Source organism: Ancylomarina subtilis, assembly GCF_004217115.1.
GTDB lineage: Bacteria > Bacteroidota > Bacteroidia > Bacteroidales > Marinifilaceae > Ancylomarina > Ancylomarina subtilis.
Genome location: NZ_SHKN01000001.1, coordinates 247,826 through 261,600, shown reverse-complemented (window position 1 = coordinate 261,600; position 13,775 = coordinate 247,826). Strand labels below are relative to the sequence as shown.

The 13,775-nt window shown below is 38.2% G+C and carries 10 protein-coding genes; 6 read left to right on the top strand and 4 right to left on the bottom strand.

Annotation, left to right across the window (positions count from 1 at the left end; genetic code table 11):
• The first annotated feature begins 668 nt into the window (after window positions 1-668).
• Entirely contained in the window at window positions 669-1,301 is a 633-nt protein-coding gene (locus EV201_RS01030; RefSeq protein ID WP_130305546.1) for a hypothetical protein, read from the top strand.
• Window positions 1,302-1,481: 180 nt separating this feature from the next.
• Here EV201_RS01030 and EV201_RS01025 read toward each other — a convergent pair whose 3' ends face one another.
• The gene (locus tag EV201_RS01025; protein ID WP_130305545.1) at window positions 1,482-3,926 is read right to left on the bottom strand and encodes a TonB-dependent receptor; all 2,445 of its coding nucleotides are present in this window, start codon (window positions 3,924-3,926) and stop codon (window positions 1,482-1,484) included.
• A gap of 766 nt (window positions 3,927-4,692) precedes the next feature.
• Window positions 4,693-6,699, bottom strand: a complete 2,007-nt coding sequence (ligA, locus tag EV201_RS01020; RefSeq protein WP_130305544.1) for an NAD-dependent DNA ligase LigA — start codon at window positions 6,697-6,699, stop codon at window positions 4,693-4,695.
• 283 nt (window positions 6,700-6,982) lie between these two features.
• On the opposite strand from ligA, the gene EV201_RS01015 reads away from it, so the two are divergent.
• From EV201_RS01015 to EV201_RS01000, 4 genes are read left to right on the top strand one after another with little or no spacing between them, the layout of a single operon-like run.
• Window positions 6,983-7,327, top strand: coding sequence for a LiaF transmembrane domain-containing protein (locus tag EV201_RS01015; protein ID WP_130305543.1), 345 nt, complete (start codon window positions 6,983-6,985; stop codon window positions 7,325-7,327).
• Window positions 7,328-7,362: 35 nt separating this feature from the next.
• Complete coding sequence (locus tag EV201_RS01010) at window positions 7,363-8,091, top strand: LiaF transmembrane domain-containing protein (protein WP_130305542.1); 729 nt, start codon at window positions 7,363-7,365, stop codon at window positions 8,089-8,091.
• Window positions 8,092-8,124: 33 nt separating this feature from the next.
• Entirely contained in the window at window positions 8,125-9,183 is a 1,059-nt protein-coding gene (locus EV201_RS01005) for a sensor histidine kinase (RefSeq protein ID WP_130305541.1), read from the top strand.
• A gap of 50 nt (window positions 9,184-9,233) precedes the next feature.
• The gene (locus tag EV201_RS01000) at window positions 9,234-9,986 is read left to right on the top strand and encodes a LytR/AlgR family response regulator transcription factor (RefSeq protein ID WP_130305540.1); all 753 of its coding nucleotides are present in this window, start codon (window positions 9,234-9,236) and stop codon (window positions 9,984-9,986) included.
• Between the two features lies 1 nt (window position 9,987).
• On the opposite strand, the gene EV201_RS00995 is transcribed toward EV201_RS01000, so the two are convergent.
• Both EV201_RS00995 and mnmA read right to left on the bottom strand, forming a co-directional pair.
• A complete protein-coding gene (locus tag EV201_RS00995; protein WP_130305539.1) occupies window positions 9,988-10,233 on the bottom strand; it encodes a DUF3820 family protein in 246 nt (81 codons plus the stop codon).
• Window positions 10,234-10,330: 97 nt separating this feature from the next.
• Entirely contained in the window at window positions 10,331-11,422 is a 1,092-nt protein-coding gene (gene mnmA, locus EV201_RS00990; protein WP_130305538.1) for a tRNA 2-thiouridine(34) synthase MnmA, read from the bottom strand.
• Between the two features lie 177 nt (window positions 11,423-11,599).
• Between mnmA and EV201_RS00985 the strand changes: the two genes are divergently transcribed.
• Window positions 11,600-13,645: a M13 family metallopeptidase gene (locus EV201_RS00985; protein ID WP_130305537.1), complete on the top strand. Its 2,046-nt coding sequence runs from the start codon at window positions 11,600-11,602 to the stop codon at window positions 13,643-13,645.
• Window positions 13,646-13,775: the final 130 nt, after the last annotated feature.

Below are 13,775 nucleotides of genomic sequence, written 5' to 3'. Positions count from 1 at the left end.
CCCGTCTAAAGAGTTTTAATTCTCTCCGCAAAACTTTCAAGGAGCTCCTTGAAAATTTTACCAGAGAAAAACAGGGCAAAAATGGGCCCATTTAGTCCACCAGAGTAATCAGATTGTTTTCAAAAGAGTCACTTGAGAGAAAATCTGAGCTTGGTAAAACGTTCAAGTAGCCTGGCAAAACTTTCCAGCAAATTGAATTTTGCCTAAAAACGCTTACCATGCTATTTTTTGAACAGTCACTGCTTTTCAATTCAAAGCCCAATAAAATCAAACTTTACACAAAGATCTGTTCAAATAAAATACTTAACAATACAATTCTACTGGACAAAACGTCATTTTTTGACCAACACATCACACAAACAAGTAAGGTGTTTATAATCAAACAAAAAAAGTACCAGTATTTTCAGCAAAATAAAAAAAAACGCTCAAATTAGCTTATTCCAAATTTAACAGAACGATTTCTAAAAAAAATCAAGTAAAAATTGAACTTAAAAATGACCAACATGCAGGTTAGCAGAGCAGTAGGAGTAAACTATAGAACACCAGTAAATTCAGGAAGTTAAGAATTTCAGGAAAAAAAAGTTCATTTTTTTTGCCATCTAAAAAAAATTCCTTCTTAGATTTAATATACAGTACAAACATTCTATTAACCATTTAAACTTTACATTATGCCTACTGTTATTTCTAAAAAAGAGTTTCCGGAAACCAAGGAAGTCGATTTCAGTAGAAAACGAGACAATTTCCTTTTAAAAGCACCTCAGTATGTCGAAACAGGTATTCTCCCCAGGGAAGAAACCGAATCCCTCATTCAGTCCTTAAACGAGGATAAGCAGCGTATGGATAAAAAGAATGGAGATAAAAAGATCGCTCATGATTCAAACGTGGTCTTTCACGAAAAACATCCTGCTGTTGTTACACAATTACGCGCATACAAACGCATGTCAGACAATAACCCATTGATCACACCAGAGATCAGACAGGAGTTGGAGCTGTACAATGAAGAAAAAACAGAAACAACCAACGGGAAAAAGCCTGATTTAAAAGGCCGTGAGGTTGGTGGGTTAGCACAGGTTACATACACAAAAAAACCCATGCATGGCATTTTATTGTATGCCCGAATTAATGGTGGCGAATACGATTTTGAAACCCTTGTAAAAGACTCAAAATTCACCGACACCCGACCACGTAAAACCCCAAAGGAAGTCGAAATCAGAGAGTACTACGCCTACTATATCTTCGAAGGAAAGAAAGTGGGAAAACAATCGGAAATTGTGCGGATCGTTCTGAATCCTATCGAGTAGAATTGCCTCAACACTTCGACAGGCTCAGTGTCCCACAAAGGTCATCGAGCCTGCCGAGATGATGTGACTACCATATAACAAAAAAAGCCTCACATCATTTTACCGATGCGAGGCTTGTGCTATAATTTAGTGCTTCAACAAGCTCAGTGCCCCCACAAGCTCATCGAGCATGTCGGGATACTACATAAATCCACCACCACCTTGGGTTTCGCGGCTATCTCTATGCTTTCTTCTTTTGGCATGATTCTTTCCAGAACCAAATCGGTATGAGAAACCCAGGTAAGCTGTTCGGCTTTCCCAGTGGAATTCACCATTTTGCGTATATGGCACTTTTGAATCAAATTTAAACTTCATGCCTTCAAAAATATCGTTCACTCTAAAGGTTAAGGTTCCTTTACCTTTTAGAACTCTATAACTAGCACCCGTGTTGATCATCCACATGGGGTCCACTTTTGACTGAAGATCTTTTCCACCACCACGATACATAGCAAACAATTGGAATCTCAATTTTTTAGTTGCCGTAAAACTATTCGATACTCGAACATTAAAAGAATTGTTTGTGACTTCCAGATTCTCACCGTTCGACACACCAGTCTCTTTCTGGATATATAAATCGGAGCTGGCATTCATCGACCACCACTTAACGAATCGGTAATTGGCCGACAACTCAACCCCATAGCGATCGTTGCTATCAGTATTGTAATACGACATTTCCACCTTTTCAACATCCAACGGATCCTTGTTTAATACTCGCGAAATATTACCATTTACTCTACGGTAGAATGCTCCAATTGTGGCAGACCCTTTCTTTAGTCCTTTGGTATAATTAAACTCAAACGAATTGGTAAACTGAGGTGTTAAATTTGGATTTCCAAAGGAACTAACCAGAGGGGTACTCCACTCTCTAATTGGATTAACTTGTCCGATAGATGGTCTGTCTACTCTTCTACTGTAACTCAATTGAAACTGATTTTTCTCGCTCTGATTAAAAGTAATAAATACAGAAGGATACACGGTAAAACGACTATCAGTATACTTAGCTCTTTCATCACCTTTAACAAAGGATCCGTCTACCTCGTACTGCTCAAAACGAGCACCCAATTGCATGGATATCTTATCTATTTTGTGATTTAAATTCACATATCCAGAATAAATACTTCTGTCGTATGTAAATGCAGAATTGGGCTTCTGAGCAGTCTGATACCAGCCATTATCCGGGATTCTTTTTCCCTCATCATCATATACAAAATCATGTTGATTAGTTACTCTTGAATTCTCTGTATCATTTAATCTCAACTCCAATCCTAGTTCTAACTTTGTATTTTCTGACAATGGATTTGTGTAATCCAGATTTAGAAGCGTATTGGTGTAATCATTGCTTACATCATCCATATAGTTCGAAGTCAAATCAATTGGATTAAGCAATTCAGTATAAGTTGCATCTTCAGGAGAATCACTCTTACTGTAAGTCGCTTCAAACTCCAGATTATGTCCTTCTTTTCCAAAATCGATTTTATAATCAAAATTATAAGTTCCGGTAGAGTTATCTGTTTCAGATTTCATCAAACTATGATAATCCAAATCTGTTCCTCTAAGAATCTTTGTTGTCCCATCAAATACACCATCGCGAAAATTCTGAGTGGTATAAAACGAAAGGGTATTCTTTTTATTCAGATAGATATCGGCACCTACTTTCAACAGCTTGGACGTATTATCGCCTTCAAATTCAAACTTCTGTGTATTAAAACCTGGTCTTAACACTTCACCATAATTATTTCTCTTTCCGGTGTTTGCACCAAGATTCATGAAAAAGTTCACCTTACCCGTTTTGTAATTCATGTCCAAAGAACCATTCACTCGAGTATTTTCGCCTCGCGTCACGCCCATGTTTACATTCCCATTAAAACCAATATTGGCATTTTTGTTTAGCACGATATTAATAATCCCACTCATACCTTCAGGATTGTATTTGGCAGAAGGATTGGTTATCAACTCCACACTTTTAATCGATGTGGATGGGATTTGTTGCAACAATTGAGCGGCACTGATATTCGTTGGTTTGCCATCAACCAAGATTCGAACATTCTCGTTTCCTCTCAAACTAACGGTTCCTGTCTGGCTATCGACACTTACCGACTGCACATTGTTCAAAACCTCCGATGCTGTGGCTCCTGCCGCAGTCAGGTCTTTACCTACATTCACAACTTTTCGGTCGACTTTCTGTGTCACCGTAGACAACTCAGCTCTCACAACCACCTCATTGAGTAATTCAGTATCTTCTTCGAGGCGAACCGTTCCCAATTTATAGGTCGAATTTTTGGCGGTAAACTCAAGTTTTCTAACAAAAGGCTTATATCCCATATATTGAATTTCAACAACATGCTTCCCCTTTGCAATTTTGTTTATATTAAACTTCCCCTTGTCGTCGGTAATCCCGCCGGTTAATATATTATTGTTTGCATCTCTGATTACAATATTAACATATGGCAGTGCCACTCTTGTCGCTTTATCGATAATTGTGCCTGAAACGACACCAAGCTTACTACTGATATTTTTAGGTGATTCTTCTGCATAATTCATAAAACTACACAGCATCAAAATGGCTGCAAATAAAATTCTTTTCATAAATCTCTTTTTTGGTCGGTTTGTTTTTTGACTATATGACTACAGTTCTATTTTTTTAGTTACACATTGGTTCTAAGATTAAGCTTTATTAACAAATAAATCCGTTTTAAAATCCGCCTCTAAATGGAAATAACAGCGCTCTTAAAACCAATACGTCATCAAGCCAATCACATTCTGTGCCGAAAATCACAGAGCACTCAAAACCAACACAAAACAATTACACCAAAAAATTTTACCGTTCGATATCGAACAAAACCTGTACGCTTTCGACATCTGCAACCAAGACCCAACTTTAATTCTTCAATCAGTTTAATCAGAATGTAAATAGAAGTGTTATTTATTACATATCCCATAGAATACTGTTTAATATTCCAAAAAAATTACCTTAGCCAATAAATCAAATATTTTGCATACTCGCATAACATAAAAATTTGAAAATGCATCAAAATGATCGAATACAAAATCCTGATGCACATAAACTTTACCCTAAAAAAACAAATCATATGCCTCTCATTCTTCTTCTTTGTTCATCATCAATTTTAGCTTTAGGATCATGCCTACTGGCAGACAGACGTAGACTGAAATTAAACCGATATCTGAAAATCATCATGCTAGTATTAATTATTTTAAATTGCATAATTCTTCTTTCATATGCTTTCGGGTATATAGCAGGCTACCTCGACAGATCATAGACTAAAAAAGCCGATTCAGAATCTGAACCGGCTCACTTAATTTTACTTGAAAAATCTTTTTATTATGAATACGCTTAACTGATCATCTGAATAAATTCGTCCTCTGATATGGTTTTGATACCAAACTTCTCAACCTTCTCCAATTTACTTGGACCAACCTTCTCGCCTGCTAAAAACAAATCGGTTTTCTTTGAAATAGAACTGGTATTCTTTCCTCCATTTTGTTCGATCAAAGCTTTCAGTTCATCTCTGGAGTGTCGACTGAAACTACCTGATATGACAATCGATAAACCTTCAAGCTTATTGGTCTGACCAGCCAATTCCTCTTCGTTTAATTCAAACTGCAAACCATGTGCAATCAGTTCGTTCACCAAATTGTTCTGAGCCTCATCCTCGAAAAACAAAATAATACTTTTGGCTATCTTGTCTCCAATCTCATCAATATTCACCAAATCCTCAAGACTTGCTGCCTTAAGAGCCTGAACAGATGTGAGTGTTTTAGCCAATTTCTTGGCAACCGTTTGCCCAACGTGGCGAATACCCAAAGCAAACAACACCCTCTCATAAGGCACACTTAAGGATTCCTGAATACTACTCAATATACGATCAGCAGATTTCTCACCCATGCGATCAAGAGGAAGCAAGTCCTCTTTTTTCAATTTGTAGAGATCAGCAATATTCTGGACCAAACCATTCTGATACAAGAGCTCGATGGTTTCCTCTCCCAGGCCATCAATATTCATGGCCTTACGACCAATAAAATGCTCAATTCGCCCCGTAATTTGTGGCGGACAAAACACACTATTAGGACAATAATGATTGGCCTCACCTTCAAGACGAATCAACTCGGTGCCACATTCCGGACAGGTCTCAATAAATTCAATCTTCTCAGCATCCACATCACGCTGATCCACATCTACCCCTACGATCTTGGGGATAATCTCCCCTCCTTTTTCAACATAAACAGAGTCATTCAGGTGCAGATCGAGATTTGCAATAATATCCGAATTATGCAATGATGCACGCTTAACCACTGTTCCGGCCAACTGTACAGGTTCCAAATTAGCAACCGGGGTAATCGATCCGGTACGTCCCACCTGATAAGTGACACTAATCAATCGGGTTGCCACTTGCTCGGCCTTAAACTTATAGGATATGGCCCAACGTGGCGACTTAGCCGTATAGCCTAGTTCCTCTTGCTGATCAATAGAATTCACCTTTATCACAATCCCATCAATAGGTACAGGCAGTTCTTCCCGCTGCTTATCCCAGTATCGAATGAAGTCGAGCACCTCATCAATCGATTGACAAAGCTTACTGTCTTCAGAGATTTTAAATCCCCAGGATCTGGCAAGTTGCAGATTCTTAAAATGCTCACGAGCAGGTAATTGTTTTCCTAATAAATAATAAAGATAACAATCCAACTGACGCTTGGCTACTATAGAGGAATTCTGCATTTTCAAACTACCTGAAGCGGCATTTCTCGGATTGGCAAAGGGACTTTCGCCTTGCTCCTCACGCTCTTTATTTAATTGATTGAAAACCTGAAAAGGCATCATAATTTCGCCTCGAATCTCAAACTCATCAGGATAATCACTTCCCTGCAAACTTAAAGGAATGGCCTTTATGGTTTTCACATTCGTTGTTACATCGTCCCCCTGAACACCATCTCCACGAGTCAAAGCCTGAACCAACTTTCCGTTTTTATATTTCAAACTTATCGATGTACCATCATACTTCAATTCACAAACGTACTGAATCGGCTCTTCAGTCAGCTTCTGAATTCGGGTTTCAAAATCGCGAACATCTTCTTCGGAATAGGTATTTCCCAAAGAAAGCATGGGATACACATGAGACACCTGTTTGAATTCGAGATTGATATCACTCCCTACACGCTGGCTGGGTGAATGATCATCTGCAAATTCAGGAAATTTCTTCTCTAATGTCATCAGTTCATTCATCAGCATATCAAACTCAAAATCGCTGATAGTGGGCTGTGAAAGAACGTAATAGTTGTGGTTATGTTTATGGAGTTGCTCCCGCAATTCAGTTATGCGTTGCAAAGCTTCAGTCTTATTCATATTTCATTTCTTATTTATAATCCAGAGCCTAAAAATAGCAATAGAATATAACAATACAGAGTCTATTTATTTTCAAATCTAAACAAAATCTTAAAACACATCCTGTGAATTCGCTTAATTAATCAACATAAATTTCAAATCAAAGTCTTATCTTTCGAGCCAATAGTCTCGCAATTATTGCAGTTTTATTTTACCGATAATAATAAGCAACTAACCGATTAAGCATAGTCGCATTGGGCTGATTGCATTATATTAGCTGTAGAAAAACTTAAATCATTTCATTATGTATAAAGACCGAAGACCTCTATTTTTTGGATTAGTCCTGATTTTTGTCGGGATTGCCATTTTTTTAAGCAATTTTGATTTTTTGCCCAAAAATATCCACCAATATATTTTTCGTTGGGAAAGTTTCTTGATGTTAATCGGGCTTCTTATGATTTTTGTTCGCGGTAGAGTTATTGGTGGCATCATTGTTCTTGCCATAGGAGCCTATTTTTTAGCAGACGACCTTTTTATGCTACCTGAAGATTGGCAAATCTGGTTTTGGCCTACTATCCTAATCGCAATGGGAATTGGCCATATCATAAAGCCAAACGCCTGTCATGCAAGAGACAAAGACGAATTTTAACTGACAAATCATTTAGCATCTTAAAATATAGAATTATGAATAAGGATTATAGAAATAAGCCTGATTTTCGCAAAGACAGAAATGGTTCCGTTTTTGGCATCTTATTAATACTATTTGGAGCTGCCCTGGTCCTGAATAATCTGGATTTGATTCCCTATAAATTGCATCACATGATTTTCTCATGGCCCATGGTGCTAATTGCATTAGGTTGCTTATTTGCATTTGCTAAAAATGACAAAACAACGGGCTATACCCTACTGGTGGTTGGGGGTGTTTTTATGCTCCCTCGCATGATGGGTTGGCATATCGACATCTACCGTTTCTTTTGGCCGGTTATCCTAATCGTTCTGGGTATTATGGTAATTCGAAAACGAAACTACTGCCCGTCAAGAATGTCTTGCAGAACTGAAGATTCAAGCGATTATATCAACGAGCTCAATGTATTTGGTGGCGGGGAACGTATCGTCAACTCCAAAAACTTTAAAGGGGGGCGTATCACCTGCATGTTTGGAGGTGGACAGGTTGATTTAACTTATGCGCAGTTGGCTGAAGGTACACATACCATCGATCTGTTTGCTATGTTTGGCGGTGCCGTTATTATCGTGCCTCCTGATTGGGATGTAAAAGTTGATGTCTCAGCTGTTCTGGGTGGCGTCTCTGACAAAAGAGTCCCAACCCCAAAATATATTGTAGAACCTAAAAAAGAACTCATTATTAAGGGTTTTGTCGCTCTTGGCGGATGTGAGATCAGATCTTCGAAATAAGCTAAACTCATTTTCATACAGAATAAATAAACTATGGAGCATCCAATACTATCCAATCGTTTTGGCATACCTATATACCTTGGATTTTGGTTTAGCTTTACGGGAATGCTTTTCATTATCGATTGGTATTTCCAGAATGCATTGTATCAGGACGCGACTCTTTCAGCTCTAAGTATATCCCTACCTCTCCTGATTATTGCCCCTTCAATTTGGTTTGTGGTCAGGCATGTCGATGTGGAACGAATTGGACGATTAGCTGCAGCCTTACATCATATTGCTGTAGCTATTATCATGGTTGCAATCTGGCTATCGCTAACCTATCTAATTTTTTCATTTTTCGATAAGACTCCAATTCCTAAGGGAGCCAAACCTGAAGTTATCATGCCATATTATTGGCTGGCTTTCATGGCTTTTGCTGTTTACGATTATATTGTCATGATGTATTACATGATTATCTATTATCGAAATTTCAAAGAAAAAATTGAACAGGAATCAGACCTTAAAGACTTGGTAAAAGAAGCCGAACTGAATGCTTTAAAGTCTCAGATCAACCCCCATTTTTTATTCAACAGCTTAAATTCGGTCAGTTCATTAACCCTTATTCGTCCGGAACAATCACGCGAGATGCTGGTCAAACTCTCTACCTTCCTAAGATATTCTCTCGATCAGGATTTGAAAGAGCTGAATACCCTTGCGAATGAAATGAAAAACAGTCGACTTTACCTTGAAATAGAGAAAGTTCGATTTGGGGATCGCCTGATTTTAGATTTTGAAACGGATCCAATCTGTGACGATTTAAGGCTTCCCAATCTGATATTGCAACCCATATATGAGAATGCAATAAAACACGGTGTCCACGAAAGTTTAGAACCTGTCAGTATTCAAACCAAAGCCTTCGTTAGAAACAAAAACCTGATGATTCAAATTTCAAACAACTTTGATAAAGATGCTATTTCACCCAAGGGCAAAGGTATTGGGCTGAAAAATATTCAGGAGCGCCTAAACCTGATTTATGGAAGAACCGATCTGATAGCCATTACCCGTATGGAATCTAACTTTTGTGTCAACTTAGAATTCCCCCAAACCTCTTAATTAAACACTTACTCATACGTCAGAGTCCAACACCACAACGAATCAACGCCATGAAAAAGATTAAAACAATTATTATTGATGACGAATCATTAGCCCGAGACTTAATAAAAACATATTTGGCCGATAATGATAAAATTGAACTGTTAGGTGAATATTCGGATGGGTTCCAGGGCTTAAAGGCTATAAACGAACTACAACCCGATTTAATTTTTCTGGATGTTCAGATGCCCAAACTAACTGGATTCGAACTTCTGGAATTACTCGATAAACCCTGTAATATTGTTTTCACAACTGCATATAACGAATATGCCATCAAGGCATTTGAGCACAATGCAATTGATTATCTTTTAAAACCATTCTCAAAGGAGAGATTTGAAGATGCAATTTTAAAAGCCATTTCAAGATTGCAAAATCAAGCAGAAAAGTCCAAGGTTATTGAAAAGCTGAAGGAACATGAGGATAAAAACAGAGAAGAGCTGAATCGCATTGTCGTGAAATCCAGAAACAAGATCAGCATTATTCCTGTTGACGAAATTCGCTATTTCGAAGCACAGGACGACTATGTGATGATTTACACCAAGAATGGGCATCATCTAAAACAAAAGACGATGAAATATTTCGAAACACACCTTAACCCTAAGGAATTTTGTCGTATTCACCGCTCCTACCTCATTCGTATCGAGGAGATTTCGAAACTGGAACCTTACGAAAAAGATAGCTGGATGCTCGTTCTTAAATCAGGAGAAAAACTGAAAGTGAGTAAAAATGGCTATAAGCTTTTAAAACAACAATTGGGTTTCTAGCTTATCGGTATTTCTGACAAAGTGGGCGCATCATGTCTTCTAAACCATTCAATTTGATTTCGTAAACAACACCTAACATCTGGCCAAGTTTGCCATCAGGGAATCCTTTCTGATGGTACCAAACCACATAGCGTTCGGGCAAATCCAAAATATACCAGCCTTTATATTTTCCGTAAGGCATACGCATCTGAATAATCTTGATTAGCTCATCGCCATTTGAAAATATATTTGCAGTATCTGCTATCATATTCTATAGTTCTTATTATTTATATATTGATTCAGGAAAAACAAAGTGCCCCTTTACCCTTTACCCTTTACCCTTTACCCTTTATCCTTTTCGATCTCTACTCAGCAAATCCGCCACCGATGAGTTTATCGCCAACATAAAAAGCAACGGGTTGCCCCGGAGCAATTGCCCAGGCAGGCTGTTCCAACTCAACCAACAATTCACTTTCATTTAAAATTGTAAGTTTCGAGTAACCGTCAGGATTAAGTCCTAAACCACGCACAACAGTTGTGATTTCTGTTTGAGCAATATCAGCCACATTATTGAGGTAATAATCACTAACCTTAAACGCCTTCTTATTAAGTTGTTCTCGTTTTTCAAGCACCAACATGTTATTCTCAGCATCAATTCGGCTCACCATCAAACCCGTTTTTTCTTTAAGCTCTAAACCCCGTTTCTGACCAATGGTGTAATACGGATAGCCTTCGTGCCAGCCAAGTTCTTTGCCTTCTGTATCAACAATCCGACCTTTCCCCACTTGCGTATCGAGATCTGAAATTTCTTTTTTCAGGAAATCCCGGTAATCCATTCCGTCGAGAAAACAAATCCCCATACTTTCCCTTTTAGTCGCAACTTGCTTGTGTCCAAATTGAGCAGCCATTTCACGCACCTTAGACTTGGTATATCCCCCAAGAGGTGTTAGCGTTCGGGATAATATATTCTGATTGAGATTCCACAAAAAATAGGATTGATCCTTTGCCGGATCGTTTCCCTTGTGGATATAATAAATGCCTTCTTCCTCAAGAATTTGAATGTAATGCCCCGTGGCAATATAACTGGCCCCCAACTGATCCGCCTTATCCAATAGTAAACGCCATTTCAATTGTGGATTGCAATGAATGCACGGACTTGGAGTCCGACCATTTAAGTATTCTTGCAAAAACTGACCAATGACAACCTCCTTAAACTCCTTACGGGCATCAATCACATGATGCTCTATCGAGAGTTTTTCAGCCAATTTTTGAGCATCGATAATAAAATCAGGAAGTAAATCGGTGTCTGTTTGCTCAACAGGAGGATTCCAAAACCAAAGCGAAACACCAATAACTTCGTACCCTCTATCCTTAAGCAACATAGCTGTAACTGACGAATCAGTTCCCCCGCTCATACCTAACACCACTTTATTCTTATCTCTGCAACTTGTTGCCATTTTTCTGTATTATAAATCCGTTCACAAAGCTAGAAAAAAAGCAAGAAGCATTTAAATGCTTAGGTATTTATTCAGAAAAACTTCTAAAATCTTATGGTCATCGAAAAAACATGAGGTTTAAGCACAATTTTAATATATTCGCAATTCGAACATAAATTTGAATAAAACATCAATTATATGAACTTAAACAAAACAAGCCAAACCATTCTTGGCTTAAGCTTAGCAATCAGCGTTTTATCTGGCTGTGCACAAAAGGAAACCATAGGTCATGGTATTCTAAAGAAAGAAGATATGAACCTGGCGGTGAAACCAGGTGTCGATTTCTTCGAATATGCAAACGGAACATGGATGAAAAATACGCCAATTCCTGCAGATAAAAGCCGTTATGGTGCTTTCGATATCTTAGGAGAAAGTGCTAACGAAGCGGTTCATAACTTAATGGAAGAAGCTGCAAAAACTGAAAATGCTCCTGAAGGAAGTAATTTAAAGAAAATTCAGGATTTCTATGCAACTGCCATGGATACTGTAAAAATCAATGAAGTAGGATTAAAGCCTTTATTTCCTGAATTCGAAAAAATTGCTGCAGTAAAAAACGCAACAGACCTGCGCAACGAGTTGATTCACCTTCACAAAATGGGTGTTAGCGCACTATTTGGTGCTGGTGTTGATCAGGATATGAAAAACACGACTGTAAACAGAATGTACCTTTCTGAAGATGGTCTATCCCTGTCAGATCGTGACTATTACACCGCTGACAATGAAACCAGCGCAAACATTCGTGTTGAGTTTGTAAAGTACATGACAAAAATGTTTGAAATGATTGGTGAGGATGCTGCTCTTGCGAAGAAAAATGCAGAAACAATCATGAGATTTGAAACACGTATGGCTGAAAAGTTCAACACGCGTTTAGAGAACAGAAATTATCCAGCAATGTATAATCCTAAATCTGTTGCAACCTTAATGAGTGAGTATCCTAACTTCGATTGGGCAACCTACTTCAAAGATATGGGCGCAGATATCAAGGAATATGTTATCACCACTCACCCTCGATACATGAAGGAACTTAACCAAATGTTGAAGGATGAGAAAATGGAAGACATCAAATTATACCTAAAGTGGAAAGTATTGAATGGCTCTGCTTCAAAAGTGTCAACTGAGCTTGAAAAAGTACAGTTTGCTTTCTATGGCACAACATTAACTGGTGCTACTGAGCAACAACCACGCTGGAGACGTATGTCAAATGCAACAGGTTCTGTTCTGGGTGAAGCCGTTGGTCAACTTTACGTAGAAAAGTATTTCCCACCTGAAGCTAAAGTTAGAATGGACGAGTTGGTAAACAACCTGAAGATTGCTTTACGCGGAAGAATTGAGAAATTGGAGTGGATGAGTGATGAAACCAGAAAAGAAGCATTGGCTAAACTTGATGCTTTCGGTGTGAAGATTGGTTATCCTGAAAAATGGGAAGATTACTCAAAATTAGAAGTAGGTACTGACTCATATATTCAAAACGCATGGCGTGCTGCTCGTTTTGAAGTGGCTAAGAATATTGCCAAATTGGGCGAGCCTATCGATACTAAAAAATGGGGTATGACACCACAAACTGTGAATGCATACTACCACCCAATGCTAAACGAAGTGGTTTTCCCTGCAGCAATCCTTCAGCCTCCATTTTTCTATATGAACGGTGATGATGCTGTTAACTATGGTGCTATTGGTGTTGTTATTGGTCACGAAATGACTCACGGATTTGATGATTCGGGTCGTCGTTTCGACAAAGAAGGTAATATGAAAGACTGGTGGACTCCGGAAGATACTGAGAAATTCAATGCCAGAGCTCAAAAATTGGTTGATCAGTTCAATGGATTTAAAGCTTTTGATGACTTAAGTGTGAATGGAAAATTAACTCTGGGAGAAAACATTGCTGATTACGGTGGATTAACTGTTGCTTTGGAAGCCTACAAAATGACTTTAAAAGACAAACAACCAGCAGACATTGACGGTTTCAACAACATGCAGCGCTTCTTCCTTTCATACTCTAAAGTTTGGAGAGGTAACGTTAGAGACAAATATTTGAGAAAATTGATTCAAGAAGATGTTCACTCACCAGGACGTTACCGCGTAAACGGAGGCTTGTTCAATATTCCTGAATTCTATACCGCTTTTGAAATCAACGAAAACGATCCTTTGTATCGCAACGAAGAGCAAAGAGCCAAAATTTGGTAATAAATCACATAATGTGAGTATATCATAAAGCGATGAGTTTTCTCATCGCTTTTCTTATGTCTTATTCTTCTCTACCAAGATCTTCAAAAAAATTATGACGAATTCCACAGACGAAATGATCTTGCTAATA

Coding starts and splice junctions, on each gene's coding strand:
- EV201_RS01030 (WP_130305546.1), top strand. CDS start 669: ATGCCTACTGTTATTTCTAAAAAAGAGTTTCCGGAAACCAAGGAAGTC.
- EV201_RS01025 (WP_130305545.1), bottom strand. CDS start 3,926: ATGAAAAGAATTTTATTTGCAGCCATTTTGATGCTGTGTAGTTTTATG.
- ligA (WP_130305544.1), bottom strand. CDS start 6,699: ATGAATAAGACTGAAGCTTTGCAACGCATAACTGAATTGCGGGAGCAA.
- EV201_RS01015 (WP_130305543.1), top strand. CDS start 6,983: ATGTATAAAGACCGAAGACCTCTATTTTTTGGATTAGTCCTGATTTTT.
- EV201_RS01010 (WP_130305542.1), top strand. CDS start 7,363: ATGAATAAGGATTATAGAAATAAGCCTGATTTTCGCAAAGACAGAAAT.
- EV201_RS01005 (WP_130305541.1), top strand. CDS start 8,125: ATGGAGCATCCAATACTATCCAATCGTTTTGGCATACCTATATACCTT.
- EV201_RS01000 (WP_130305540.1), top strand. CDS start 9,234: ATGAAAAAGATTAAAACAATTATTATTGATGACGAATCATTAGCCCGA.
- EV201_RS00995 (WP_130305539.1), bottom strand. CDS start 10,233: ATGATAGCAGATACTGCAAATATATTTTCAAATGGCGATGAGCTAATC.
- mnmA (WP_130305538.1), bottom strand. CDS start 11,422: ATGGCAACAAGTTGCAGAGATAAGAATAAAGTGGTGTTAGGTATGAGC.
- EV201_RS00985 (WP_130305537.1), top strand. CDS start 11,600: ATGAACTTAAACAAAACAAGCCAAACCATTCTTGGCTTAAGCTTAGCA.